Origin of the sequence: Streptomyces javensis, assembly GCF_039525925.1 — a bacterium.
Taxonomy (GTDB): domain Bacteria; phylum Actinomycetota; class Actinomycetes; order Streptomycetales; family Streptomycetaceae; genus Streptomyces; species Streptomyces asiaticus.
On the sequence record NZ_BAAAIF010000028.1, the window covers coordinates 23,507 to 49,217 of the forward strand.

Genomic DNA, 25,711 nt, shown 5'->3' on the forward strand with positions numbered 1-25,711 from the left:
AGGCAGAAGCGGTAGGAAAGCCGCCGTCAGGTGGCGCAATACTTCGGCAACACCATTGGCCCGGGCCCGTCGGTATGGTCCCGATACGACCCCGCCGACCAGCGAACCCCCGGAGCCGGCCGATGCCAGCCGAACGCCCCCGCGAGCACGCCCCGCCGGTCGCCGCCGCGCGCCGCCGGCGGCTCCGTGCCGACCGGGCACGGCAACTCGCCGACCTGCTCCGCCACCAGGTCCTCACCGGTGGCTTCCCAGGCGGTGTGCTCCCCCTGGAGGACGCGCTCGGCCAGGACTACGGCGCCTCCCGCAACACCGTGCGCCAGGCGCTCGACCTGCTGCGCTCCGAGCGGCTCGTGGAGCGGCAGCCCGGGGTGGGCACGGTCGTGGTCGCGGAGAAGTACCCGCACGGCCTGGACCGGCTGATGGGCCTGGCCGAGACCCTCCACGAGCACGGCCGGGTCACCAATGAGGTGCGCACCGTCGGCCCCGTCCCCGCGCCCGCCTGCGTCGCGGACCGGCTGGGCGTCCCCGCCCGTACCGATGTCCTCTACGTCGAGCGGCTGCGGCGGCTCGGCGGACTCCCGCTCTCCCTCGACCTCACCTACCTCCCGATGGACATCGGCGCCGACCTCATCGGCGCCGACCTGGAGAACACCGATGTGTTCCGGCTGATCGAGAAGATCACCGGACAGCCCCTGGGCACCGCCGAGATCACCCTCGAGGCCGTCAACGCCGACGCCCACTCGGCCGCCGTCCTACAGGCCCCGCGCGGTGCGGCGGTCCTGATGCTGGAGCGGCTCACCCATCTGTGCGACGGACGCCCGGTGGACCTGGAATTCATCCGGTTCCGCGGCGACCGGATCACCATGAGCGGCCAGTCGCGCCGCACCGCCTGAGACCCACCCACCACACCCTCCGCCCCTTCACGCCCTTCCCTGGAGACAGCCATGCCTCTGGCGCCCCAGCGTGCCGATGTTCCGGTGACGATCGACGAGTCCAAGTGCATCGACGGCTGCACCCTGTGCGTGGACATGTGCCCCCTCGACTCCCTCGCGATCCACCCCGACAGCGGTAAGGCGTACATGCACGTCGACGAGTGCTGGTACTGCGGCCCGTGCGCCGCCCGCTGTCCCACCGGCGCGGTCACGGTCAACATGCCCTATCTCCTGAGGTGAAAGGCCCCTCGATGCAGCGCACGACCCTTCCGTCGGCCCTCGCGGCCGGCGCCCTGCTGCTGTCCCTCACCGGCTGCGGCGGCAACGCGGACGCGGACGGCAAGACCGTGACCGTCACCGTCGGCTACCAGTCCAAGACCATCAACACCGTGACCGCGGGCACCCTGCTGCGCTCGCTCGGGGCCTTCGAACGCGAACTGCGCGCCCTGGGCCGCCGCGACGGCCATACGTACAAGGTGAAGTGGGAGGACTACGCCACCGGAGCGCCCATCACCGCGCAGATGGTCGCCGGTAAGGTCGACATCGGATCGATGGGCGACTTCCCGCTCCTGATCAACTCCGGTCGTGGCACCCAGCTGAACGCGCCGACCCGCCTCGTCTCCGTCACCGGCTACAACCTGCGCGGCGGCCTCAATACGGTCCTCACCGCGCCCGGCTCCAAGCTGCGCGCCCTGTCCGGGCTGCGCGGCAAGAACGTCTCCACCAGCGTCGGCTCCGCCGCGGACGGCACGCTCGTGCGCGCCCTGCGGCAGGCGGGCATCGACCCCGAGGGCGGCATCCACAAGCTCAACCAGCAGCCCGCCGTGGGCGCCTCGGCCCTGGAGGCGGGCAGCGCGGACGCCCTCTCGCAGTTCGTGGCCTGGCCGGGGCTGCTCGCCTTCCAGGGCAAGGCCAAGGCGCTGTACGACGGCGCCCGGCTGAACCTCCCCACCTTCCACGGGGTCACCACGCGCAAGGCGTTCGCCGACGAACGCCCGGCCGTCGTCCAGGCGTTCCTCGCCGCCCAGATCGACGCCACCCGCTATCTGCGCGCCCATCCGTTCGACGCCGCCCGTAAGGTCGCCACCGCGACCGGGCTGCCGCCCGAAGTGGTCTATCTCTACAACGGCACCGGCGGCATCGCGACCTTCGACCCGACCCTCAAGCCACGGCTGACCGCCGCGCTCAAGAAGGACGTCCCGGTGCTGCGGGACGCGAAACTGGTCGGCCCGGTCGATGTGTCGTCCTTTGTCGACGACCGCTATCTCAAACGGGCGTACGGAAGCGCGGACGCCTACGCCAAGGCGCTGCGCGCCACTCCGCCCGCCTCCCCGAACCAGCTCTGGCTCAAGGGCGAGGACCGGCTTCGCACCTTCGCCACCCCCACCGAGCTGCTGCGCTTCGCCGGAAGCCACCGCGGCCGCGTCCGGGCCGCCTACGTGCCCGACGCGGCCACCGGCACCCGGTGGTTCGCGGACCGGGCGATCTGGGTCCGCGACGGCCACGACCTGCGGGCCTTCGTCACCCCGGACAACGCCCGCACGTGGATGGCCGACCACCCCGGCGCCCGTACCCTCAGCTACCCGGCGGCCCTGGCGGCGGCCCGATGAGCGCGCCCGCCTCGTCCGTACGGCCCCGTCCGGCCCCGGAGGGCCCCGGAGCCCGGGGTGCCGCCGCGCCCCGGCCGCTTCGGCGGCGCCCCTGGGTCCGCTACACCCTGCGCGCCGGTTCGCTGCTGGCCGCGCTCGGACTGTGGCAGCTGCTCACCGCCCTCGACGTCAACCTGTGGCTGCGTTTCGCGCAGTTCCCCTCCGCCACCGATGTGGTCCGGGAGTTCGCCGATCGCCTCGGCACCGGCGCCTACTGGCAGGATCTGACCGACTCGCTCAGCCGCGTCCTCACCGGTTTCGCGCTGGCCGCCGTCCTGGGTGTGGCGGTCGGCACCGCCATCGCCCGCTCCCCGCTCGTCTCCGATCTGCTCGGCCCCGTCCTCGAGGTGTGCCGCCCGATCCCGGCCATCGCGCTGGTGCCGGTGGCGATCCTCATGTTCCCCAGCAATGAGCAGGGGATCATCTTCATCACCTTCACCGCCGCCTTCTTCCCGGTCATGGTGAGCACCCGGCACGCGGTCCGCGCGCTGGCCCCCGTCTGGGAGGAGGCGGTGCTGACCATGGGCGGCGGGCGCGGACGCATCCTGGTGTCCGTCGTCCTGCCCGGGGCGCTGCCCGGGATCCTCGGCGGGCTCTCCGTCGGCATCGGCGTCTCATGGATCTGTGTGATCTCCGCCGAGATGATCTCCGGGGCCTACGGGGTCGGCTACCGCACCTGGCAGGACTACACGATCGTCGACTACCCGGGCGTCTTCGTCGGCATGACCACGATCGGCATGCTCGGCTGGCTCACCTCCACGGCGGTCGAGCTGGCCGGACGGCGGCTGACCCGATGGCTGCCCCGTACGGAGACCACGGGCCGGCCGGCGCCCGCGCGCAAGGAGGCAGCCACCCCGTGAGCACATCCGACGTCACCACCACCCCGGCCGCGCCGGCCGCCGAAGCCGCCCCGCCGGGCGTACGGCTGCGCCTGGAGGACGCCGCACTCGGCCGCCCCGGCGCACCCGTCCTCCACGGTCTCGACCTGGACGTCGCGCCCGGTGACATCCTTACGGTCGTCGGCCCGTCCGGATGCGGCAAGTCCACCCTCCTGCGCACCCTCGCCGGGCTGCTGCCGGTCCTCGGCGGGCGGGTCACCCAGGACGGCACCGCCATCACCCGGCCGCACGCCGACCGGGCGCTGATCTTCCAGGAGGACGCGCTGCTGCCCTGGCGCACCCTCCGCGCCAACGTCGAACTCCCGCTCGCCATACGGGGCGTACCGCGCACCGAGCGCCGCGGCCGGGCCGGGACGTGGCTGGAGCGCGTCGGGCTGGCCGAGCACAGCGGGCGGCTGCCGCACCGGGTCTCGGGCGGCCAACGGCAGCGCGCGCAGCTCGCGCGGGCGCTCGTCGGCGAGCCGCGCGCCGTCCTCATGGACGAGCCGTTCGGCGCGCTCGACGCACAGACCCGGGCCGGGATGCAGCGGCTGCTGGTCGAGGTGCTCCAGGGCACCCGTGCCACCGTCGTCTTCGTCACCCACGACGTGGACGAGGCGCTGTTCCTCGGCGACCGGGTGGCGCTGCTGGGCGGCACGGAGGGCGGCGGCCGGGTGCTGGACATCCCGCATCCGCGCGAGCGCGCCGCCCATGACGCCGCGGCGACCATCGCGCTGCGCCGTCAGGTCCTCGAATCCCTCGGCATGTGAAAGGCCCAACTGGCGTGAACAACAGGGAGCACAGGAAGCGTCCGGAGCCCGGGGAGCACCCGGAGAACGGGGAGCACGTGGCGGACGGGGAGCACGTGGCGGACGGGAAGCACGTGGCGGACGGGGAGCACGCGGCGGACAGGGAGCACGCGGCGGACGCCGCGACCGTGGAGATCCCAGCCCTCTCCGCGGCCGAGGAGCTGACCTGCGACGTCCTCGTCATCGGCGGCGGCACGGCCGGCACCATGGCGGCGCTCACCGCCGCCGAGCACGGCTCCTCCGTCCTCCTCCTCGAAAAGGCGCACGTCCGCCACTCGGGCGCGCTCGCCATGGGCATGGACGGCGTCAACAACGCCGTCATCCCCGGCCGGGCCGAACCCGATGACTACGTCGCCGAGATCACCCGCGCCAACGACGGCATCGTCGACCAGTCCACCGTGCGCCAGACCGCCACCCGCGGCTTCGCCATGGTCAAGCGGCTGGAGCGGTACGGCGTGAAGTTCGAGAAGGACGAGCACGGCGAGTACGCGGTCCGCCAGGTGCACCGCTCCGGTTCGTACGTACTGCCGATGCCCGAGGGCAAGGACGTCAAGAAGGTCCTGTACCGGCAGTTGCGGCGGCGTGAGATGCGCGAGCGGATCCGCATCGAGAACCGGGTGATGCCGGTCCGGGTGCTGACCGCGGGCGGCCGTGCCGTCGGCGCCGCCGGATTCCACACCCGCACCGGCCACTTCGTCACCGTGCGCGCCGGTGCGGTGATCCTGGCCACCGGCGCCTGCGGGCGGCTCGGCCTGCCCGCGAGCGGCTATCTCTACGGCACCTACGAGAACCCCACCAACGCGGGCGACGGCTACGCCATGGCGTATCACGCGGGCGCCGAGCTGACCGGGATCGAATGCTTCCAGATCAATCCGCTGATCAAGGACTACAACGGCCCGGCCTGCGCCTATGTCGCCAATCCCTTCGGCGGCTACCAGGTCAACCGGCGCGGTGAGCGGTTCGTCGACTCCGACTACTGGTCGGGGCAGATGATGTCGGAGTTCGCGGCGGAGGTGGCGAGCGAGCGCGGCCCGGTCTACCTCAAGCTCAGCCATCTGCCGGAGGAGTCGGTGGCCGCGCTGGAGTCCATCCTGCACTCCACCGAACGCCCCACCCGCGCCACCTTCCACGCGGGGCGCGGCCATGACTACCGCACCCATGACGTGGAGATGCACATCTCCGAGATCGGGCTGTGCGGCGGCCACTCGGCCTCGGGGGTACGGGTCGACGCCCACGCCCGGACCACGGTCCCCGGGCTGTACGCGGCCGGTGACCTGGCCTGCGTACCGCACAACTACATGATCGGCGCCTTTGTCTTCGGCGATCTGGCGGGCGAGGACGCCTCCCGTCAGACGGCGTACCGGGGCGAACTGCCCCCGGAGCAGCTCGCCGAGGCGCATGAGCTGATCTACGCCCCGCTGCGGAACCCCGGGGGGCCACCGCAGCCGCAGGTCGAGTACAAGCTCCGGCGCCTGGTCAACGACTACGTGGCGCCGCCCAAGAGCGGCGCCCGGCTGTCGCTCGCCGTCGAGGCGTTCGAGCGGATGCGCGGGGACATCGCGGCTATGGGTGCCCATACGCCGCATGAGCTGATGCGCTGCGCCGAGGTGAGCTTCATCCGCGACTGCGCGGAGATGGCCGCGCGGTCCTCGCTGGCCAGGACGGAGAGCCGGTGGGGGCTCTACCACGAGCGGACCGACCATCCGCTGCGCGATGACGAGGGCTGGCTGCGCCATCTGGACTTGCGCAAGTCGGCGTCCGGGGCGATGGAGTTCACCGCGCGTCCCGTCGCCCCGTATCTCGTCCCGGTGGCGGAGTACGCGCCCACGGGCGGGCCGTCCCGCCCGCTCGGGGAGGTGCGGCCGGAGCAGGTGGCCACGGCGGGGCCGCGCGAGAGTGCGCCGCGGGCGGGGGCGGGGGCGGGGGCGGGACGGGTGGATGAGGACGGTAAGGAGGTCGGTGAGGAGGTCGGTGAGGAGGTCACGGACGTCTCGGCCGTCCGTACGGCCCTCACCGCCGCCTCGCCGCGCATCCTCGAACTGCTCGCCCTCGCCGAGGAGCAGCCCGAACTCGCCGCGCTCCGGCCCTATCTGGCCGACCCCGACCCGGCGGTGCGCCGGGCCGCCGTCGCCGCGCTGACCGAGACCGCGCCGCCGGGCACCGGCCCGGCCCTGGCGGCGGCCCTGGCCGACACGGACGCCGGGGTACGCGCCGATGCCGCGGCCTCGCTGCGCGAGCTGGTCGAGGTGCTGCCCCCGGAGCCCGCTCTGCGCGAACCCCTGGTGCACGGGCTGGCTGTGGCCGATCCGGTGGTGCGGGCCGCGGCGCTGAACGTCCTGCGCGCGCTGGGCCTCGGCGACGCGGAACTGTTCGCGGGGGCGCTGACGGACGACGCGGCGGTCGGGGTCCGTATCCAGGCCATACGGGGGCTGGTGTCGGAGGACGCGCTCACCGCGCTCGAGCCGGGAGCGGTGGACGCGTCGCGTGAGGTGAGAGTGGCGACGGCGGGGGCGCTGGGGACTCTGGCTTCTGGCGGGCGTGCGGCTGATGCTGCTGGCGGACGGGCAGCGGATGCTGCTGGCGTGTGGGCAGCGGATGCTGCTGGCGGGCGGGCAGCGGATGCTGCTGGCGGGCGGGCAGCGGATGCTGCTGGCGGGCGGGCGGCGGATGCCCGGCGGCTGCTCGCGCCGCTGCTGCGGGACCCGGACGTCCTTGTCCGGGCCGCCGCTTTGGAGGCCCTGGCCTCGGCGGGGTGCCCGGCGCCGCTGGACGCCGAGGCGGTGGCGGCGCTGGATGATGCCGCCTGGCAGGTGCGCAAGGGGGCGGCGACGGCGCTGGCCGCGGCGTCGCCGGGGCTCGGGATACCGGCGCTGGGCCGTGCCCTGGCCGACCCGCACGCGGATGTCCGTAAGGCGGCGGTCTTGGCGCTGTTGCCCTTGGCGGAGCGGGAACCGGCCGCTCGGGAGGCCCTGTCCTCGGTCCGCGCCGACCCGGACGCGGATGTCCGTGCGTACGCGGCCAAGGCGACGGCCTAGCGGTCGACGCGCCGCGCCTGCGGCGGGCTCGCCCCTCCCCGCCCCTTCCCGAAACCGGGGCCTCCGCCCCCCTCCCCCCCGCCGGGGCTCCGCCCCGGACCCCGCTCCTCAATCGCCGGAGGGGCTGGAAGACGTCCCCCGGCCCGGACCAAGGGCCGGAGGCCATGGATCCGGGAAGGGCGGCGGGGGCAGCTCCCGCCCCCGGACGCCGTCGCGATCTCCCTACCGGGGCGCAGCCCCCGTTCGGGAAGGGGCGGGGTGGGGGAGACTCCGCCCGGTGAGGACACCGTCATGGTGTCCCTGCCCCGCCGGGAGCCCAAGGGCAGAACCCCTGACCCCGGATAGGGCGGCACAGAGGACTCCTCCGCCCCCGGCCCGCCCCGGACAGCGTCGCGCCCGCCGGGGCGGGGTCCGGGGGCGCAAGTCCCCGGTCCGGGAAGGGACGGGTGGGGAACGGCTCCGGCCGGGCGCGGGCACCGTGTTGGTGTCCGGGCCCGGCCGGGGGCAGGGGGCTCAACCCCCTGGGGTCGCGTGGTCAGCGGACGAAGACTCCCGCCTGGCTCGCGAGGTCCAGGAAGTACTGCGGGGCGATGCCCAGGACGAGGGTGACCGCTACGCCGATCGCGATGGCCGACGAGGTCAGCGGGCTCGGCACGGCCACGGACGGGCCGTCCGTGCGCGGCTCGCTGAAGAACATCAGCACGATCACCCGGATGTAGAAGAACGCGGCGACCGCCGAGGAGATCACACCGATCACCACCAGCGCACCCGCCCCACCGTCGGCCGCCGCCTTGAAGACCGCGAACTTCCCGGCGAAGCCGCTGGTCAGCGGGATACCGGCGAAGGCCAGCAGGAAGACCGCGAAGACGGCGGCCACCAGGGGCGAACGGCGGCCGAGGCCGGCCCACTTGGACAGGTGAGTGGCCTCGCCGCCCGCGTCCCGGACCAGGGTGACCACCGCGAAGGCGCCGAGGGTCACGAAGGAGTACGCGGCCAGGTAGAAGAGGACGGAGGAGATGCCGTCGGGCGTGGTGGCGATGACACCGGCCAGGATGAACCCGGCGTGGGCGATCGAGGAGTACGCCAGCAGCCGCTTCACATCGGTCTGGGTGACGGCCACGATCGCGCCGCCCAGCATGGTGACGATGGCGACGCCCCACATCACCGGCCGCCAGTCCCAGCGCAGCCCGGGCAGGACGACGTACAGCAGCCGCAGCAGCGCGCCGAAGGCCGCGACCTTGGTGGCCGCCGCCATGAAGCCGGTCACCGGGGTCGGGGCGCCCTGGTAGACGTCGGGCGTCCACATGTGGAACGGCACGGCGCCGATCTTGAACAGCAGCCCCATCAGCACCATCGCCCCGCCGATCAGCAGCAGCGCGTCATTGCCCATGGTTCCGGCGAGCGCCGGGGTGACGTTCCTGACCTGGCCGTCGACGACGTCCGCGATCCCGGAGTAGGAGACCGTGCCCGCGTAGCCGTACAGCAGGGCGATGCCGAAGAGCAGGAACGCCGAGGAGAAGGCGCCCAGCAGGAAGTACTTGACCGCGGCCTCCTGCGACAGCGCGCGCTGGCGGCGGGCCAGCGCGCACAGGATGTACAGCGGCAGCGAGAAGACCTCCAGCGCCACGAAGAGGGTCAGCAGATCGTTGGCGGACGGGAAGACCAGCATGCCGCCGACCGCGAAGAGGACCAGCGGAAAGACCTCGGTGGTGGTGAACCCCGCCTTGACGGCGGCCTTTTCGGCGTCGCCGCCGGGCACGGCGGCGGCCTGGGCCGCGAAGGAGTCGACGCGGTTGCCGTGCACCACCGGATCCAGCCGCCGCTCGGCGAAGGTGAACACCGCCACCAGCGCGACCAGGAGAATGGTCCCCTGAAGGAAGAGCGCCGGTCCGTCGACCGCGATCGCACCCATGGCCGCGATACGGGCCTTGCTGGTGCCGTAGTCACCGGCGGCGAGGCCGATCACGGCGGCGAAGGCCGCGGCCAGGGCGACCACGGAGACGAAGAGCTGCGCCACGTACCGCTGGCGGCGCGGAAGGAACGCCTCGACCAGGACGCCGACGATCGCGGCGCCGAGCACGATCAGCGTGGGCGACAGCTGGCCGTACTCGATATCGGGCGACGGGATCTTGTCGGGCGCCGCCGCCGCTGTTGTCCACAGGCTGTGGACAGTGGCCGCGTGGGTCACTTGGCACCTCCGGAAGCACCGTCGTGGTGGGCACCGCCGTGATGGGCGCCCTCGGGCATCGGGCTGTAGCTGAACCAGCCCGCATCGGTCACGGGGTGATCGGGCTTGGGATCCTTCTTGTCCACCACGGACATCGTGTGGTCGACCGCCGGGTTGACGATGTCGGCGAGCGGCTTCGGATAGACCCCGAGGAAGATCAGGAGCGCGATGAGCGGGGTCACGACGATCAGCTCACGCACCCGCAGATCGGGCATGGCCCGCACCTCGGCCTTCACCGGACCGGTCATGGTGCGTTGGTAGAGGATCAGGACGTAGAGCGCCGCCAGCACTATTCCGACGGTCGCGATCACGCCGAGCGCCGGATAGCGGCTGAACGTGCCGACCAGGACCAGGAATTCGCTGATGAACGGCGCGAGCCCGGGCAGCGAGAGGGTGGCGAGCCCGCCGATCAGGAAGGTGCCGGCGAGCACCGGGGCCACCTTCTGCACCCCGCCGTAGTCGGCGATGAGCCGCGAACCGCGCCGGGTGATCAGGAATCCGGCCACCAGCATCAGCGCGGCGGTGGAGATGCCGTGGTTGACCATGTAGAGGGTGGCGCCGCCCTGGCCCTGGGTGGTCATCGCGAAGATGCCCAGGATGATGAAGCCGAAGTGGGAGATCGAGGCGTAAGCGATCAGCCGCTTGATGTCCCGCTGGCCGATCGCCAGCAGCGCCCCGTAGATGATGCTGATGAGCGCCAGGATCATGATCGCCGGGGTGGCCCACTTGCTGGCCTCCGGGAAGAGCTGGAGGCAGAAGCGGAGCATCGCGAAGGTGCCGACCTTGTCGACCACCGCGGTGATCAGCACGGCGACCGGGGCGGTGGACTCCCCCATCGCGTTGGGCAGCCAGGTGTGCAGCGGCCACAGCGGCGCCTTCACCGCGAAGGCGAAGAAGAAGCCGAGGAAGAGCAGCCGTTCGGTGCTGGTCGCCATGTCCAGATGGCCGCCCGCCCGCGCCTGGACGATCTCCTGGAGCGAGAAGGTGCCGGTGCCGAGCTGATCGGCGGTGACCGCGTACAGACCGACCACCGCGGCCAGCATGATCAGCCCGCCCGCCAGGTTGTAGAGCAGGAACTTCACCGCGGCGTAGGAGCGCTGAGTGGCCGTCTCCTCCTCGGAGCGGCCCCCGGCCCGGTCCCCGAAGCCCCCGATGAGGAAGTACATCGGGATCAGCATGGCCTCGAAGAAGATGTAGAAGAGGAAGACGTCGGTGGCCTCGAAGGAGATCACCACCATCGCCTCGACCATCAGGATCAGCGCGAAGAAGCCCTGGGTGGGCCGCCAGCGGCGGTTGGGGCGGGCGCCCTCCAGTGGATCGGCGTCATGCCAGCCCGCCAGGATGATGAAGGGGATGAGCACGGCGGTGAGCGCGATCAGCGCGACCGCGATCCCGTCCACGCCCAGTTCGTAGCGGACGCCGAAGTCCTTGATCCAGGCGTGGGATTCGGTGAGCTGGAAGCGGGCGCCGCCGGGGTCGAAGCGGACCAGCACGACCGCCGCGAGGGCGAGGGTGACCAGGGAGAAGCCCAGCGCCACCCACTTGGCGGCGGCGCGCTGGGCGGCGGGCACGGCGGCGGTGGCCACCGCGCCGAGCGCGGGCACCACGGCCGTGGCCGTCAGCAGGGGAAATGACATGACTCAGACCGCCCTCATCAGCAGGGTCGCGGCGATGAGCACCGCCGTACCGCCGAACATCGAGACCGCGTACGTACGGGCATAGCCGTTCTGTAGCCTTCGCAGCCGGCCGGAGAGCCCGCCGACCGAGGCCGCGGTGCCGTTGACCACCCCGTCGACCAGCTTGTGGTCGACATAGACCAGACCGCGGGTCAGGTACTGGCCTGGTTTGACGAGCGCGACATGGTTGAAGTCGTCCTGGAGCAGATCGCGCCGGGCGGCCCGGGTGAGCAGCGATCCGCGGGGTGCGGTGCGCGGCACCGGCCGGCGTCCGTACTGCGCCCAGGCGAGGGCGACACCGATCACCAGCACCACCATCGTCCCGGCGGTGACCGCCGCGGCGCTGAGCGGGGAGTCGCCGTGGCTGTGGCCGGTGACCGGCTCCAGCCACTTCAGGAACGCGTCGTTGACGCTGAACAGCCCGCCCGCGAAGACCGATCCCACGGCCAGGACGATCATGGGGATGGTCATGGACGAGGGCGACTCGTGCGGATGCGGCTCGGCGTGCGCCCCGGCCGACTCGGCGGCGGGCTCGGCGCTGGGTTCCTCGGGCGAGGGCGTGGTGCCCCAGCGCTTCTCGCCGAAGAAGGTCAGCAGCATCACCCGCGTCATGTAGTACGCGGTGATGGCCGCGCCCAGCAGGGCCGCGCCGCCGAGGATCCAGCCCTCGGTGCCGCCCTTGGCGAACGCCGCCTCGATGATCTTGTCCTTGGACCAGAAGCCGGACAGCCCGGGGAAGCCGATGATCGCGAGATAGCCGAGCCCGAAGGTGATGAAGGTGACCGGCATGTACTTCCGCAGACCGCCGTACTTGCGCATGTCGACCTCGTCGTTCATGGCGTGCATGACCGAACCGGCGCCGAGGAAGAGCCCCGCCTTGAAGAAGCCGTGGGTCACCAGGTGCATGATCGCGAAGACATAGCCGATCGGGCCGAGCCCGGCGGCCAGGATCATGTAGCCGATCTGCGACATGGTGGACCCGGCCAGGGCCTTCTTGATGTCGTCCTTGGCACAACCGACGATCGCACCGAAGAGGAGCGTGACCGCGCCGACCGCGACCACCGCGGCCTGGGCGTCCGGGGCGGCGTTGAAGATCGCGCCGGAGCGGGTGATCAGATACACGCCCGCGGTCACCATGGTCGCCGCGTGGATCAGGGCCGAGACCGGGGTCGGGCCCTCCATCGCGTCCCCGAGCCAGGACTGGAGCGGCACCTGGGCCGACTTGCCGCAGGCCGCGAGGAGCAGCATCAGCCCGATCGCGGTGAGCTTGCCCTCGCTCGCGTCACCCGCGTTGGCCAGCACCGGGGCGAAGGTGAAGGTCCCGAACGTCGTGAACATCAGCATGATCGCGATCGACAGGCCGACGTCGCCGACGCGGTTGACGATGAACGCCTTCTTCGCCGCCGTGGCCGCGCTGGGCTTGTGCTGCCAGAAGCCGATGAGCAGGTACGAGGCGAGGCCGACGCCCTCCCAGCCGACGTACAGCAGCAGGTAGTTGTCGGCGAGGACGAGCAGCAGCATCGCCGCGAGGAAGAGATTGAGATAGCCGAAGAAGCGGCGGCGGCGCTCGTCGTGCTCCATATAGCCGATCGAGTAGATGTGGATCAGCGTGCCCACACCGGTGATCAGCAGGACGAAGGTCATGGACAGCTGGTCGAGCTGGAAGGCGACGTCCGCGCGGAAGCCGCCCACCGGGATCCAGCTGAAGACCTTGCTGTGCAGGGCCCGGTCGTGCTCGCCGCGGCCGAGCATGTCGGCGAAGAGCACGGCGCCGATGACGAAGGAGGCGCCGGCGAGCACCGTGCCGATGTAGTGGCCCTTGCCGTCCAGCCGCCGCCCTCCGCACAGCAGCAGGGCCGCGCCGAGCAGCGGGATCGCGACGAGCAATCCGATGAGGTTCTCCACTTGAACGCGACCCCTTCTAGAGCTTCATCAGGCTGGCGTCGTCGACCGAGGCCGAGTGGCGGGAGCGGAAGATGGTCACGATGATCGCGAGACCGACCACGACCTCCGCCGCGGCCACGACCATCGTGAAGAAGGCGATGATCTGGCCGTCGAGATTGCCGTGCAGCCGGGAGAAGGTGACGAACGCCAGGTTGCACGCGTTCAGCATCAGCTCGACGCACATGAAGAGGACGATCGCGTTCCGCCTGATGACGACGCCGGCCGCACCAATGGTGAACAACAGGGCGGCCAGGTAGAGGTAGTTGACCGGATTCACTTGGCGACTCCCCTCGGGTTCGGCGCACTGCCCGCGTTCTCACCGTTCTCACCGTTCGCGCCGTTCGCGCCGTTCTTGGAAGTCCCTGACTTCCCGGCGTTCCCGGACGGCTTGCCGGTCTCGTGCTTCCGGCCCAGCCAGCGCTGCGAGCGCTGCTCCAGCGCCGCCAGCTCGGCCAGCGCCTCGCTGGAGACGTCCCGGATCTGACCGCGGCCGCGCAGCGTCGCGTTGACGGTGAGGTCGGACGGGGTGCCGTCGGGCAGCAGACCGGGGATGTCCACCGCGTTGTGCCGCGCGTACACACCGGGGGCCGGCAGCGGCGGCACGTTCCGACCGGTGCGCACCCGCGCCTCGGACTGCTCGCGCTGGGTGCGGGCCCGCTCGGTGCGCTCGCGGTGGGTCAGCACCATCGCGCCGACCGCCGCCGTGATCAGCAGCGCGCCGGTGATCTCGAAGGCGAAGACGTACTTGGTGAAGATCAGCGACGCCAGGCCCTCCACATTGCCGCCGGAGTTGGCCTGGCCCAGGCCGTTCCACGTCTTGAGCGAGGCATTGCCGATCCCGGCGCACAGCAGGATGCCGAAGCCGAGCCCGCAGAGGGCGGCGAGCCAGCGCTGCCCCTTCAGGGTCTCCTTGAGGGAGTCGGCGGCGGTGACACCGACCAGCATCACCACGAAGAGGAAGAGCATCATGATCGCGCCGGTGTAGACGACGATCTGGACGACGCCCAGGAAGTACGCGCCGTTGGCGAGGTAGAAGACCGCCAGGACGATCATGGTGCCCGCCAGGCACAGGGCGCTGTGCACGGCCTTGCGCATCAGGATCGTGCACAGCGCGCCGATCACGGCGACCGTGCCGAGCACCCAGAACTGGAGGGCCTCACCGGTGGAGGTGGTGGAGGCCGCCGCGGCCAGAGCGCCGCCGCTCATGCCTGCACCCCCCGCTGCCGGTCCTGCGACTCCTCGTTCCCCGCTGCCTGGTCGGACAGGGTCTCGCCCTTGCTGACCGCCACCTGCTGGGTGGTGCCGGGCGCGGCCTCGGTCACCAGGCCCCGGTAGTAGTCCTGCTCGTCGGTGCCGGGGTAGATGGCGTGCGGGGAGTCGACCATCCCGTCCTCGAGGCCCGCGAGCAGCTCCTCCTTGGTGTAGATGAGCGATTCGCGGGTGCGGTCGGCGAGCTCGTACTCATTGGTCATGGTGAGCGCCCGGGTGGGGCACGCCTCGACGCACAGACCGCACAGGATGCAGCGCAGATAGTTGATCTGGTAGACGCGGCCGTAGCGCTCGCCCGGGGAGTAGCGCTCCTCGTCGGTGTTGTCCGCGCCCTCCACATAGATCGCGTCGGCGGGGCAGGCCCAGGCGCACAGCTCGCAGCCGACGCACTTCTCCAGCCCGTCCGGGTGCCGGTTGAGCTGGTGGCGTCCGTGGAAGCGGGGCGCGGTGGGCTTCTTCACCTCTGGGTACTGTTCGGTGAGCCGCTTCTTGAACATGGCCTTGAAGGTCACGCCGAAGCCGGCCACCGGATTCTGGAAGTCAGACACCGTCGGCCTCCTTTCCGTCACTTACAGTGTCGGGGCCACCACTGACAATCAACTCACGCTCGGTGCGCGGACGTCGGCGGGGGACGGGCGGCAAGGTCTGGCCGGGCAGCGGCGGCACCGGGAAACCTCCCGCCATCGGATCGAAGGCGGGCTCCGGTCCCTGTTCCGCTCCGGCCTCGGCCTGCGCCGACCGGTCGCGGAAGAAGTCGACCACGAAGGACAGCAGCAGCAGCGCGATCACCGCGCCGCCCACGTAGAGCACGATGTCCTGGTAGTCGTAGTTCTCGTTGCGCAGCGCCCGGACGGTGGCGACCAGCATCAGCCAGACCATCGAGATCGGGATGAGCACCTTCCAGCCCAGCTTCATGAACTGGTCGTAGCGGACCCGCGGCAGCGTGCCGCGCACCCAGATGAAGACGAACAGCGAGGTCACGACCTTGCCGACGAACCACAGCAGCGGCCACCAGCCGTGGTTGGCGCCCTCCCAGAAGGTGCTGATCGGCCAGGGCGCCCGCCAGCCACCGAGGAAGAGGGTGACGGCGACCATCGAGACGGTGACCATGTTGATGTACTCGGCGAGCATGAACATCGCGAACTTGATCGAGGAGTACTCGGTGTTGAAGCCGCCGACCAGGTCGCCCTCGGACTCCGGCATGTCGAACGGCGCCCGGTTGGTCTCACCGATCATCGAGACGATGTAGATGAGGAACGAGACCGGCAGCAGCACCGCGTACCAGCGGTCCTGCTGCGATTCCACGATCTGCGAGGTCGACATCGACCCGGAGTAGAGGAAGACCGCCGCGAAGGAGAGCCCCATCGCGATCTCGTAGCTGATCATCTGGGCGCAGGAGCGCAAGCCCCCCAGGAGCGGATACGTCGATCCGGAGGACCAGCCGGCCAGCACGATGCCGTAGATGCCGACCGAGGCGGTGGCGAGGATGTAGAGGACGGCGATCGGCAGATCGGTCAGCTGCATCGCGGTGCGGTGCCCGAAGACCGAGACCTCGCCGCCGGCCGGGCCGAACGGCATCACCGCGACCGCCATGAAGGCGGGGATGGCCGCGACGACCGGCGCCAGGACGTAGACCACCTTGTCCGCGCCCTTGACGACCACGTCCTCCTTGAGCATCAGCTTCACGCCGTCCGCGAGGGACTGGAGCATGCCCCAGGGGCCGTGGCGGTTGGGGCCGATGCGCAACTGCATCCAGCCGACCACCTTGCGCTCCATGACGATGGAGATGAGCACGGTCACCATCAGGAACGCGAAGCAGAAGACGGCCTTGATCACGATCAGCCACCACGGATCGCGGCCGAACATCGACAGGTCCTCTGCGGCGAGAATCCTCACTGGGTCACCTCCGTCGCGGGGGCAGTGATCGTCACGACATCGCCGGGGCGGGCCCCCAGGTCGCGCTGGACACCGGAGCCGACGGAGGCCAGCGGCAGCCAGACCACCCGGTCGGGCATCGCGGTGACGCTCAGCGGCAGTTGGACCGAGCCGGCCGGGCCGGTGACCCGGACGAGCTGGCCGTCCTCGACCCCCGCCGCATCCGCCGTGGCCGCCGACAGCCGGGCCACCGCCGCGTGGCGGGTCCCGGCCAGCGCCGGATCACCGTCCTGGAGCCGGCCCTGGTCGAGCAGCAGCCGGTGGCCGGCGAGCACCGCCTCGCCCTCGGCCGGCCGGGGCAGCGGACCGCCCGTCTCCAGCGAGGCGGTGGCACGCGGGCCCTGCCAGCTGCCCAGCCGGGTCATCTCGGCGCGTACCGCCTCGACGTCCGGCAGGTCCAGGGGCGCGTCCAGCGCGTCGGCCAGCATGTGCAGCACCCGGGCGTCCGGGAGGGTGTGGCGGCGGGTCATCTGGTCGGGCTTGAGCGCCGCCTCGAACGGCCGGGCCCGGCCCTCCCAGTTGAGGAAGGTGCCGGACTTCTCGACGACCGCCGCGACCGGCAGCACCACATCGGCCCGCTCGGTGACCTCCGAGGGCCGCTGCTCCAGGCTGACCACGAAGTCCACCGCGTCCAGGGCCTCCAGGGCCCGCGCCGGATCGGGCAGGTCGGCGACCTCGACGCCCGCGACCAGCAGCGCGCCCAGCCCGCCGACCGCCGCGGCCTCGATGATCTGGCCGGTGTCCCGGCCCACCTGGTGCGGCAGGTCGGCGGTGCCCCAGACGGAGGAGACCTCCTCGCGGGCCCGCGGATCGTGCGCCGGGCGGCCGCCGGGCAGCAGCCCGGGCAGCGCCCCCGCCTCGATCGCGCCCCGCTCCCCCGCCCGGCGCGGAATCCAGGCGAGCGTGGCCCCGGTGGCGGCGGCGGCCCGTACGGCGGCGGTGAGTCCGCCGGCCACGGACGCCAGCCGCTCGCCAACGATGATCACCGCACCCTCCTGGCGCAGCGCCTCGGCGGCCCGCTCGCCGTCCGCGTCCAGACCGGTGCGGCCCGCGATGGCGTCCAGCCACTCGGTCTCGGTGCCCGGGGCGGCCGGCAGCAGGGTGCCGCCCGCCTTCTCCAGGCCCCGGGTGGCGTGAGTGGCGAGCGAGAAGGTGCGCTGTCCGTGCTTGCGGTGCGCCTTGCGCAGCCGCAGGAAGACGCCGGGCGACTCCTCCTCGGCCTCGAACCCGACCAGCAGCACGGCCGGGGCCTTCTCCAGCGCGGAGTAGGTGAGTCCGCCGCCGTCCATGTCACGCCCCCGGCCCGCGATGTGGGTGGCCAGGAAGTCGGCCTCCTCGTCGCTGTGGAGCCGGGCCCGGAAGTCGATGTCGTTGGTGTCCAGGGCGAGCCGCGCGAACTTCGCGTAGGCGTAGGCGTCCTCGACGGTCAGCCGGCCGCCGGTGAGCACGCCGGTGCGGCCGCGCGCCATGCTGAGCCCATCGGCCGCCGCGTCCAGCGCCTCGGGCCAGCTCGCCGGCTCCAGCTTCCCCGTCTCGCGGTCGCGCACCAGCGGGGTGGTGAGCCGCTCCGGCAGCTGGGCGTAGCGGAAGCCGAAGCGCCCCTTGTCGCAGATCCACTCCTCGTTGACCTCGGGGTCGTCCGCCGCCAGCCGCCGCATGACCTTGCCGCGCCGGTGGTCGGTGCGGGTGGCGCAGCCGCCCGCGCAGTGCTCGCACACGCTCGGCGAGGAGACCAGGTCGAAGGGGCGGGAGCGGAAGCGGTACGCCGCCGAGGTCAGGGCGCCCACCGGGCAGATCTGGATGGTGTTCCCGGAGAAGTACGACTCGAACGGGTCGCCTTCCCCGGTGCCCACCTGCTGGAGCGCGCCCCGCTCCAGCAGCTCGATCATCGGGTCGCCCGCGATCTGGTTGGAGAAGCGGGTGCAGCGCGCGCACAGCACACAGCGCTCGCGGTCCAGCAGCACCTGGGCGGAGATCGGGACCGGCTTGGCGAACGTCCGCTTCTGGCCCTCGAACCGGCTGTCGGCCTGTCCGGCGCTCATCGCCTGGTTCTGGAGCGGGCATTCGCCGCCCTTGTCGCAGACCGGGCAGTCCAACGGGTGGTTGATCAGCAGCAACTCCATCACCCCGCGCTGGGCCTTCTCGGCCACCGGCGAGGTGAGCTGCGTCTTGACCACCATCCCGTCGGTGCAGGTGATGGTGCAGGAGGCCATCGGCTTGCGCTGGCCCTCCACCTCGACGATGCACTGGCGGCAGGCGCCGGCCGGGTCGAGGAGCGGATGGTCGCAGAACCGCGGGATCTCGATGCCGAGCAGTTCGGCGGCGCGGATGACCAGCGTCCCCTTGGGGACGGAGATCTCGATCCCGTCGATGGTGACGGAGACCAGATCTTCTCGCGGCACCGCCGCCTCCCCGCCCGACGAGGGTGCGTTGGTGGTCACGGTCATGCGTTCACCCCCAGGTGAGTGGAGCGCGGCTCGTCGGCCCAGACGGTCGACTTGGCCGGGTCGAACGGACAGCCCCCGCCGGTGATGTGCTGCTCGTACTCCTCGCGGAAGTACTTCAGCGAGGAGAAGATGGGGCTGGCCGCGCCGTCGCCGAGGGCGCAGAAGGACTTGCCGTTGATGTTGTCGGCGATGTCGGCCAGCTTGTCGAGGTCGTCCATGCGCCCCTTGCCGGCCTCCAGGTCGCGCAACAGCTGGACCAGCCAGTACGTGCCCTCGCGGCAGGGTGTGCACTTGCCGCAGGACTCATGCGCGTAGAACTCGGTCCAGCGGGTCACGGCCCGCACCACACAGGTGGTCTCGTCGAAGCACTGGAGCGCCTTGGTGCCCAGCATCGACCCGGCCGCGCCCACGCCCTCGTAGTCCAGCGGGACATCGAGGTGCTCATCGGTGAGCAGCGGGGTGGACGAGCCGCCCGGGGTCCAGAACTTCAGCCGGTGGCCCGGGCGCATCCCGCCGCTCATGTCGAGCAGCTGGCGCAGGGTGATCCCGAGCGGGCCCTCGTACTGTCCGGGGTTGGCCACATGGCCGGACAGCGAGTAGAGCGTGAAGCCCGGGGACTTCTCGCTGCCCATCGAACGGAACCATTCCTTGCCCTTGTTGAGGATCGCGGGAACCGAGGCGATGGATTCGACGTTATTGACAACAGTGGGGCACGCGTACAGACCGGCGACCGCGGGGAAGGGAGGCCGCAGCCGGGGCTGGCCGCGGCGGCCCTCCAGCGAGTCCAGCAGCGCGGTCTCCTCACCACAGATGTACGCACCGGCGCCCGCGTGCACGGTGATGTCGAGACCGGGCAGTCCGTCCACCCCGAGCTTCCGCCGCCGCTGTTCCGCGGTGCCGAGGTAGCCCTCCTCGTACGCCTCGCGCACGGCCTCGTGCAGCCGACGCAGCACGGGGACGACCTCGCCCCGCAGATAGATGAAGGCGTGTTCGGAGCGGATGGCATGACAGGCGATGATCATGCCCTCGATCAGGGAGTGCGGATTGGCGTAGAGAAGGGGGATGTCCTTGCAGGTGCCCGGTTCCGACTCGTCCGCGTTGACGACGAGATAGTGCGGCTTGCCGTCGCCCTGCGGAATGAACTGCCACTTCATTCCGGTGGGGAAGCCCGCGCCGCCGCGGCCGCGCAGACCCGCGTCCTTCACCAGCGCGATCACCGCGTCGGGGTCCATCGCGAGGGCCTTGCGCATGCCCTCGTAGCCCTCGTGCCGCAGATAGGTGCGCAGGGACCAGGAGTTCGGCTGGTCCCAGAAAGCGGAGAGCACGGGTGCCAGCAGCTTCTCGGGGCTGTGCCCATTGATCTCGGTTGTCACGGTCATCACTCCCCCTCCTCGGCGACCGGACCTGCCGGGTGGTGCGGATCGGAGGCGGAGGTCCGCTGCGGCGCGTCATGCGAGCTGGGATGCGTCGGCGGAGCCTCGTCCTGCGGGGCGTCCGCGGACCTCGGCGAGACGACCCGGCCGGGGGTCACCTCCCCCTTGGCCAGCCGCAGCCCGACCAGCGAGGCGGGCCCCGCGGAGCCACCGGCCTCGACGGCGCCCGGACGGGCGTCGGGGAAGCCGGCCAGGATGCGGGCGGTCTCCTTGTACGTGCACAGCGGCGCGCCCCGGGTCGGCTCGACGGGCCGGCCCGCCCGCAACTCGTCGACCAGCGCCTTGGCGGATTCGACGGTCTGGTTGTCGAAGAACTCCCAGTTGACCATCACCACGGGTGCGTAGTCGCAGGCCGCGTTGCACTCGATGTGCTCCAGGGTGACCTTGCCGTCCTCGGTGGTCTCCCCGTTGCCCACCCCCAGATGGCTCTGGAGCTCCTCGAAGATCGCGTCGCCGCCCATCACCGCGCACAGGGTGTTGGTGCACACCCCCACCTGGTAGTCGCCGGAGGGCTTGCGCCGGTACATCGTGTAGAAGGTGGCGACCGCGGTGACCTCGGCGGTGGTCAGGCCCAGCATCTCGGCGCAGAACCGCATGCCGGTGCGGGTGACATGGCCCTCCTCGGACTGCACCAGGTGCAGCAGCGGCAGCAGCGCGCTGCGGCTGTCCGGGTAGCGGGCGATCACCTCCCGGGCGTCCTCCTCGAGCCGGGTGCGCACCTCGGCCGGGTAGTCGGGGGCCGGCAGCTCCGGCATCCCCAGCTGGACATCAGTCACCGGTCCACTCCTCCCATCACGGGGTCGATGGACGCGACAGCGACGATCACATCGGCGACCTGGCCGCCCTCGCACATCGCCGCCACGGCCTGAAGATTGGTGAAGGACGGGTCGCGGAAGTGGACGCGATACGGGCGGGTGCCGCCATCGCTGACCACATGGGCGCCCAGTTCGCCCTTGGGCGACTCGATCGCCGCGTACGCCTGTCCGGGCGGGACCCGGAATCCCTCGGTCACCAGCTTGAAGTGGTGGATCAGGGCCTCCATGGAGGTGCCCATGATGTTCTTGATGTGGTCCAGGGAGTTGCCGAGACCGTCCGGGCCGAGCGCGAGCTGCGCGGGCCAGGCGATCTTCTTGTCCGCGACCATCACCGGGCCCGGCTCCAGCCGCTCCAGGCACTGCTCGACGATCCGCAGCGACTGGCGCATCTCCTCCAGCCGGATCAGGAACCGGCCGTAGGCGTCGCAGGTCTCGGCGGTCGGCACCTCGAAGTCATAGGTGTCATAGCCGCAGTACGGATCGGTTTTGCGCAGATCGTGCGGCAGCCCGGTGGCCCGCAGTATCGGGCCGGTCACGCCGAGCGCCATGCAGCCGGCGAGGTCGAGGTAGCCCACGTCCTGGAGCCGGGCCTTGAAGATCGGGTTCCCGGTGGCGAGCTTGTCGTACTCGGGCAGGTTCTTCCGCATCGTCTTCAGCAGGGCCCGGATCTGGTCGACCGCCCCCGGCGGCAGGTCCTGGGCGAGCCCGCCGGGCCGGATGTACGCGTGGTTCATCCGCAGACCGGTGATCAGCTCGAAGATGTCCAGGATCAGCTCGCGGTCCCGGAAGCCGTAGATCATGATCGTGGTCGCGCCGAGCTCCATACCGCCGGTGGCGATGGCCACCAGGTGCGAGGAGAGCCGGTTGAGCTCCATCAGCAGCACCCGGATCACCGAGGCGCGGTCCGGCACCTGGTCCTCGATGCCGAGCAGCTTCTCGACGCCCAGGCAGTACGCCGCCTCGTTGTAGAAGGGCGTCAGATAGTCCATGCGCGTCACGAAGGTGGTGCCCTGCGTCCAGTTCCGGAATTCGAGGTTCTTCTCGATTCCGGTGTGCAGATAACCGATTCCGCAGCGGGCCTCGGTGACCGTCTCACCGTCGATCTCCAGGATCAGCCGGAGCACTCCATGGGTGGAGGGGTGCTGCGGACCCATGTTGACGATGATCCGCTCGTCGTCGGCCTTCGCCGCGGCGGCCACGACCTCGTCCCAGTCGCCGCCGGTGACGGTGTAGACGGTGCCTTCCGTGGTCTCGCGTGCCGAGGCGGAGGACGGCTGCGGCCCGGAGGGCCCCGTTGAGGGGTGGTGGCCGGGTGACGGGTGGGCGTGGGGGGCAGTCATCAGCTGTACGACCTCCGCTGGTCCGGAGCCGGGATCTGGGCGCCCTTGTACTCGACGGGGATGCCGCCGAGCGGGTAGTCCTTGCGTTGCGGGAAGCCCTGCCAGTCGTCGGGCATCATGATCCGCGTCAGCGCGGGATGACCGTCGAAGATCAGGCCGAAGAAGTCGTAGGTCTCGCGCTCATGCCAGTCGTTGGTCGGATAGACATCGACGATCGACGGGATGTGCGGGTCGTCATCCGGAGCGCTCACCTCCAGCCGCAGCACCCGGCCATGGGTGATCGACCGCAGGTGGTAGACCGCGTGCAGCTCACGTCCCTTGTCGCCGGGGAAGTGGACCCCGCTGACGCCGGTGCACAGCTCGAAGCGGAGCGCCGGGTCGTCGCGCAGGGTGCGGGCGACCCGCGGCAGGTGCTCCCGGGCGATGTGGAAGGTGAGCTCACCGCGGTCCACGACGGTCTTCTCGATCGCGTTCTCCGGGAGCAGCGACTGCTCCTCGAGCGCGCCCTCGAGCTCGTCGGCGACCTCGTCGAACCAGCCCCCGTACGGCCGGGTGGCCTGGCCGGGCAGCCGTACGGGGCGCACCAGCCCGCCGTAGCCGGTGGTGTCGCCGCCGTTGTTGGCGCCGAACATCCCGCGCTGGACGCGGATGGGCTCGCCCTGGTCGCCGCGGCGGCCGGGGAGGTTCTCGGCGTTGAGGTCCTTGTCCGGGTTGACCCCGTTGGCCCCGGGGTTGACCCCATTAGCCTCAGTCAACGCAGCAGCCCCTTCATCTCGATCGTCGGCAGCGCCTTCAGCGCCGCTTCCTCCGCCTCACGGGCCGCACGCTCGCGATTGACGCCGAGCTTCTCCTCGCGGATCTTCTCGTGCAGCTTGAGGATCGAGTCCATGAGCATCTCGGGCCGCGGCGGACAGCCGGGCAGATAGATGTCGACCGGGACGATGTGATCAACGCCCTGCACGATCGCGTAGTTGTTGAACATCCCCCCGGAGGAGGCGCAGACGCCCATGGAGATGACCCACTTCGGGTTCGGCATCTGGTCGTAGACCTGGCGCAGCACCGGGGCCATCTTCTGGCTGACGCGCCCGGCGACGATCATCAGATCCGCCTGGCGGGGCGAGCCGCGGAAGACCTCCATGCCGAAGCGCGCGAGGTCGTAGCGCCCCGCGCCGGTGGTCATCATTTCGATGGCGCAACAGGCCAGGCCGAAGGTGGCCGGGAAGACGGAGGACTTGCGGGCCAGCCCGGCGGCCTGTTCCACGGTGGTGAGCAGGAACCCACTCGGGAGCTTCTCTTCGATACCCATGCGATGTTTCCCCTATCTCCTCTAGAGCCCTTTTAGTCCCACTCCAGGCCGCCACGGCGCCACACATAGGCGTAGGCGACGAAGACCGTGAGCACGAAGAGGAGCATCTCCACGAGCCCGAACAGGCCGAGGGCGTCGAAGGTGACGGCCCAGGGGTAGAGGAAGACGATCTCGATGTCGAAGACGATGAAGAGCATCGCCGTCAGGTAGTACTTGATGGGGAAGCGCCCACCGCCGGCCGGATGCGGAGTCGGCTCGATGCCGCACTCATAGGCTTCGAGCTTGGCCCGGTTGTAGCGCTTGGGGCCGATGATCGCGGCCATGAAAACCGAGAAGATCGCAAAACCTGCCCCGAGGGCTCCCAGTACGAGGATGGGCGCGTATGCGTTCACCGTCCTCGCTCCCTTCAGTCGACGATGACTGCTTGGCGGACCGCACGGACATGCCGCCGCCCCACGAAGATCGCGCACATGTGAGGCAGTTCACAAGCCCGTTTCGCCTGCATCCTATGCCCGTCGGTCTGTGATCTGCGACACGGGGTACGACAACGTCTTTGTGATCTCCACCACCTGACGAAGGATCATGAAGTCGGATGAGCGGTGATCTTGTACACGAAGCATCCGAACGACCACGAGAAGTGACATTCGGAGACGTCATCACAGGTGAGCGCGTTGCGCCCTTACCAAGACATGGTACATACATGCAAATTTGCTCTGGACAACGTCAGCTGATACGCGCCTTCCATCCTCATGAGTGACCTTCGTCCCGGGACGATCGATCACGGGTTCACGCGCGTTCGCGATCACCGCTCCGCGCACGCGTTCACGAGCGGCTCGGAGCGAGTGAGGTATCCCACGCCCAGACGGGTTGTGGATCTAGATTTCATGGGAATCCTTTGTGCGCGAACCACATCGGTGGTAGGTCCCGCGCTGTCCCGGTATGGCCGTCAAATGCCGTGCGTAGACACATGATCGCGAAATCCGGGCAAGGCGGCCGAGTGGGCCGCGGAGATCATTTGGCCCGGTTTTTGGGCGTGTGCACGTCAAATGTGGCGCACCCCACTTTTGTTGATCTGGGCCTTAGGGCCCTGGTAGCCAGTGACCTATGTCCCCAGTCGCACACATACCCAGCCACCGGAAGCCCCGCCGTGCCGCGTCGACGCGTGCGCTCCGCGCAGGGGTGACCGGTGGCTTCCTCACCCTCGCGGTGGCCGGTGCCGCCGTGCCCGCCTCCGCCACGGAGAACAACGCCGCTCCGGCCGAGTCCACCCTGGAGATGCCGACCGTCAGCGCCACGCTGGCGAGCACGGCCGCCCAGACCGCGGACGCCACCCAGCAGGCGGCGTCCGACTACGAGCTCCAGGCCCAGAAGGACCAGGCGGCCGCCCACGCGAAGATCGCCGCCAAGAAGGCCAAGGCGGAGGCCGACCGCAAGGCGAAGGAAGCCCGGGAGGCGGCCCGTAAGGCGGCCGCCAAGCGCGCGGCCGAGGCCAAGGCCCAGGCGGCGAAGGCGTCGCGCTCCGCCGAGCGCACCACGCTCTCCACCACCAGCGTCAGCAACGCTTCCGGCAATGCCGCGACCCTGATCAGCTTCCTGAAGGCGCAGCTGGGCAAGGCGTACGTGCTCGGCTCCAGCGGTCCGTCCTCCTACGACTGCTCCGGGCTGACCCAGGCCGCCTTCAAGCAGGTCGGCGTGAGCCTGCCGCGGGTCTCGCAGGACCAGTCCACCGCCGGCACCCCGGTCTCGCTGGACTCCCTCCAGCCGGGCGACCTGCTCTACTGGGGCAGCGCGGGCAGCGCGTACCACGTCGGCGTCTACGTCGGCGGCGGCAAGTTCATCGGCGCCCAGAACTCGAGCACCGGGATCGTCGAGCGCCCGCTGGACTACGACATGCCCACCGGGGCCGTGCGCGTCCTGTAAGACGCCCGTGCGCGTCCTGTAGGGCGCCCGCCGGTCATCCGTTGGTTATTGGACCCTGGGGCCGCCGTTCCCGTCGTGGACGGCGGCCTCACGTCC

Annotated in this window: 21 protein-coding genes; 7 read left to right on the plus strand and 14 right to left on the minus strand. The window is 70.7% G+C overall.

All coding sequences use genetic code 11. The annotated features are described in order from the left end of the window. Nucleotides 1-122: 122 nt before the first annotated feature. The 6 genes from ABD329_RS24175 to ABD329_RS24200 all read left to right on the plus strand — a co-directional run bounded on the left by ABD329_RS24175 (nt 123) and on the right by ABD329_RS24200 (nt 7,303). Complete coding sequence (locus ABD329_RS24175) at nt 123-893, plus strand: GntR family transcriptional regulator (RefSeq protein ID WP_198282289.1); 771 nt, start codon at nt 123-125, stop codon at nt 891-893. A gap of 51 nt (nt 894-944) precedes the next feature. Further along, nucleotides 945-1,172, plus strand: a complete 228-nt coding sequence (locus ABD329_RS24180; protein WP_014054080.1) for a 4Fe-4S dicluster domain-containing protein — start codon at nt 945-947, stop codon at nt 1,170-1,172. 11 nt (nt 1,173-1,183) lie between these two features. Continuing rightward, nucleotides 1,184-2,542, plus strand: coding sequence for an ABC transporter substrate-binding protein (locus ABD329_RS24185; RefSeq protein ID WP_198281196.1), 1,359 nt, complete (start codon nt 1,184-1,186; stop codon nt 2,540-2,542). Beyond that, nucleotides 2,539-3,441: an ABC transporter permease gene (locus ABD329_RS24190; RefSeq protein WP_246619051.1), complete on the plus strand. Its 903-nt coding sequence runs from the start codon at nt 2,539-2,541 to the stop codon at nt 3,439-3,441. Before ABD329_RS24185 ends, ABD329_RS24190 begins: the two co-directional genes overlap by 4 nt. Further along, entirely contained in the window at nt 3,438-4,229 is a 792-nt protein-coding gene (locus ABD329_RS24195) for an ABC transporter ATP-binding protein (protein ID WP_198281195.1), read from the plus strand. Before ABD329_RS24190 ends, ABD329_RS24195 begins: the two co-directional genes overlap by 4 nt. A gap of 167 nt (nt 4,230-4,396) precedes the next feature. Further along, a complete protein-coding gene (locus ABD329_RS24200) occupies nt 4,397-7,303 on the plus strand; it encodes a fumarate reductase/succinate dehydrogenase flavoprotein subunit (protein ID WP_344316903.1) in 2,907 nt (968 codons plus the stop codon). A gap of 535 nt (nt 7,304-7,838) precedes the next feature. Here the strand turns inward: ABD329_RS24200 and nuoN are convergent. From nuoN to ABD329_RS24270, 14 genes are read right to left on the minus strand one after another with little or no spacing between them, the layout of a single operon-like run. Further along, entirely contained in the window at nt 7,839-9,491 is a 1,653-nt protein-coding gene (nuoN, locus tag ABD329_RS24205; protein WP_198278446.1) for an NADH-quinone oxidoreductase subunit NuoN, read from the minus strand. Next, a complete protein-coding gene (locus ABD329_RS24210) occupies nt 9,488-11,167 on the minus strand; it encodes an NADH-quinone oxidoreductase subunit M (RefSeq protein ID WP_198278447.1) in 1,680 nt (559 codons plus the stop codon). Before ABD329_RS24210 ends, nuoN begins: the two co-directional genes overlap by 4 nt. 3 nt (nt 11,168-11,170) lie before the next feature. Further along, nucleotides 11,171-13,111 carry an NADH-quinone oxidoreductase subunit L gene (gene nuoL, locus ABD329_RS24215; RefSeq protein ID WP_198278448.1) on the minus strand — a complete coding sequence of 647 codons (1,941 nt, stop codon included), beginning with the start codon at nt 13,109-13,111 and terminating at the stop codon, nt 11,171-11,173. A 16-nt stretch (nt 13,112-13,127) separates the two neighbouring features. Beyond that, entirely contained in the window at nt 13,128-13,427 is a 300-nt protein-coding gene (nuoK, locus tag ABD329_RS24220; protein WP_046084223.1) for an NADH-quinone oxidoreductase subunit NuoK, read from the minus strand. Beyond that, entirely contained in the window at nt 13,424-14,356 is a 933-nt protein-coding gene (locus tag ABD329_RS24225; RefSeq protein WP_198278449.1) for an NADH-quinone oxidoreductase subunit J, read from the minus strand. The genes nuoK and ABD329_RS24225 overlap by 4 nt, the downstream gene beginning before the upstream one ends. Further along, the gene (gene nuoI, locus ABD329_RS24230; protein WP_198278450.1) at nt 14,353-14,967 is read right to left on the minus strand and encodes an NADH-quinone oxidoreductase subunit NuoI; all 615 of its coding nucleotides are present in this window, start codon (nt 14,965-14,967) and stop codon (nt 14,353-14,355) included. The genes ABD329_RS24225 and nuoI overlap by 4 nt, the downstream gene beginning before the upstream one ends. After that, complete coding sequence (gene nuoH, locus ABD329_RS24235; protein ID WP_214665101.1) at nt 14,960-16,285, minus strand: NADH-quinone oxidoreductase subunit NuoH; 1,326 nt, start codon at nt 16,283-16,285, stop codon at nt 14,960-14,962. Before nuoH ends, nuoI begins: the two co-directional genes overlap by 8 nt. A 26-nt stretch (nt 16,286-16,311) precedes the next feature. Beyond that, nucleotides 16,312-18,801 carry an NADH-quinone oxidoreductase subunit G gene (locus tag ABD329_RS24240; RefSeq protein WP_198278451.1) on the minus strand — a complete coding sequence of 830 codons (2,490 nt, stop codon included), beginning with the start codon at nt 18,799-18,801 and terminating at the stop codon, nt 16,312-16,314. Beyond that, the gene (gene nuoF, locus ABD329_RS24245; protein ID WP_198278452.1) at nt 18,798-20,180 is read right to left on the minus strand and encodes an NADH-quinone oxidoreductase subunit NuoF; all 1,383 of its coding nucleotides are present in this window, start codon (nt 20,178-20,180) and stop codon (nt 18,798-18,800) included. The genes ABD329_RS24240 and nuoF overlap by 4 nt, the downstream gene beginning before the upstream one ends. Next, on the minus strand, nt 20,180-20,989 hold the full coding sequence (nuoE, locus tag ABD329_RS24250; protein WP_198278454.1) for an NADH-quinone oxidoreductase subunit NuoE: 810 nt from the start codon (nt 20,987-20,989) through the stop codon (nt 20,180-20,182). The genes nuoF and nuoE overlap by 1 nt, the downstream gene beginning before the upstream one ends. A gap of 17 nt (nt 20,990-21,006) precedes the next feature. Then, nucleotides 21,007-22,389 (minus strand): NADH-quinone oxidoreductase subunit D, encoded by a 1,383-nt coding sequence (locus ABD329_RS24255; RefSeq protein ID WP_344316890.1) that lies wholly within the window; start codon nt 22,387-22,389, stop codon nt 21,007-21,009. Continuing rightward, on the minus strand, nt 22,389-23,144 hold the full coding sequence (locus ABD329_RS24260) for an NADH-quinone oxidoreductase subunit C (protein WP_037955230.1): 756 nt from the start codon (nt 23,142-23,144) through the stop codon (nt 22,389-22,391). Before ABD329_RS24260 ends, ABD329_RS24255 begins: the two co-directional genes overlap by 1 nt. Then, nucleotides 23,141-23,695: a NuoB/complex I 20 kDa subunit family protein gene (locus ABD329_RS24265; protein WP_198279837.1), complete on the minus strand. Its 555-nt coding sequence runs from the start codon at nt 23,693-23,695 to the stop codon at nt 23,141-23,143. The genes ABD329_RS24260 and ABD329_RS24265 overlap by 4 nt, the downstream gene beginning before the upstream one ends. Before the next feature lie 32 nt (nt 23,696-23,727). Then, nucleotides 23,728-24,087, minus strand: a complete 360-nt coding sequence (locus tag ABD329_RS24270) for an NADH-quinone oxidoreductase subunit A (RefSeq protein WP_020869381.1) — start codon at nt 24,085-24,087, stop codon at nt 23,728-23,730. Between the two features lie 712 nt (nt 24,088-24,799). On the opposite strand from ABD329_RS24270, the gene ABD329_RS24275 reads away from it, so the two are divergent. Then, nucleotides 24,800-25,615, plus strand: coding sequence for a C40 family peptidase (locus ABD329_RS24275; RefSeq protein WP_138914458.1), 816 nt, complete (start codon nt 24,800-24,802; stop codon nt 25,613-25,615). The last annotated feature ends 96 nt before the right edge of the window (nt 25,616-25,711 follow it).

Bases quoted from the DNA above. Each gene is read 5' to 3' on its own strand.
- ABD329_RS24185 (WP_198281196.1), top strand. From the start codon at position 1,184: ATGCAGCGCACGACCCTTCCGTCGGCCCTCGCGGCCGGCGCCCTGCTG.
- nuoF (WP_198278452.1), bottom strand. From the start codon at position 20,180: ATGACCGTGACAACCGAGATCAATGGGCACAGCCCCGAGAAGCTGCTG.
- ABD329_RS24190 (WP_246619051.1), top strand. From the start codon at position 2,539: ATGAGCGCGCCCGCCTCGTCCGTACGGCCCCGTCCGGCCCCGGAGGGC.
- ABD329_RS24255 (WP_344316890.1), bottom strand. From the start codon at position 22,389: ATGACTGCCCCCCACGCCCACCCGTCACCCGGCCACCACCCCTCAACG.
- ABD329_RS24180 (WP_014054080.1), top strand. From the start codon at position 945: ATGCCTCTGGCGCCCCAGCGTGCCGATGTTCCGGTGACGATCGACGAG.
- ABD329_RS24175 (WP_198282289.1), top strand. From the start codon at position 123: ATGCCAGCCGAACGCCCCCGCGAGCACGCCCCGCCGGTCGCCGCCGCG.
- ABD329_RS24240 (WP_198278451.1), bottom strand. From the start codon at position 18,801: ATGACCGTGACCACCAACGCACCCTCGTCGGGCGGGGAGGCGGCGGTG.
- ABD329_RS24225 (WP_198278449.1), bottom strand. From the start codon at position 14,356: ATGAGCGGCGGCGCTCTGGCCGCGGCGGCCTCCACCACCTCCACCGGT.
- ABD329_RS24275 (WP_138914458.1), top strand. From the start codon at position 24,800: ATGTCCCCAGTCGCACACATACCCAGCCACCGGAAGCCCCGCCGTGCC.
- nuoE (WP_198278454.1), bottom strand. From the start codon at position 20,989: ATGCCGGAGCTGCCGGCCCCCGACTACCCGGCCGAGGTGCGCACCCGG.
- nuoH (WP_214665101.1), bottom strand. From the start codon at position 16,285: ATGTTCGGCCGCGATCCGTGGTGGCTGATCGTGATCAAGGCCGTCTTC.
- ABD329_RS24265 (WP_198279837.1), bottom strand. From the start codon at position 23,695: ATGGGTATCGAAGAGAAGCTCCCGAGTGGGTTCCTGCTCACCACCGTG.
- ABD329_RS24210 (WP_198278447.1), bottom strand. From the start codon at position 11,167: ATGTCATTTCCCCTGCTGACGGCCACGGCCGTGGTGCCCGCGCTCGGC.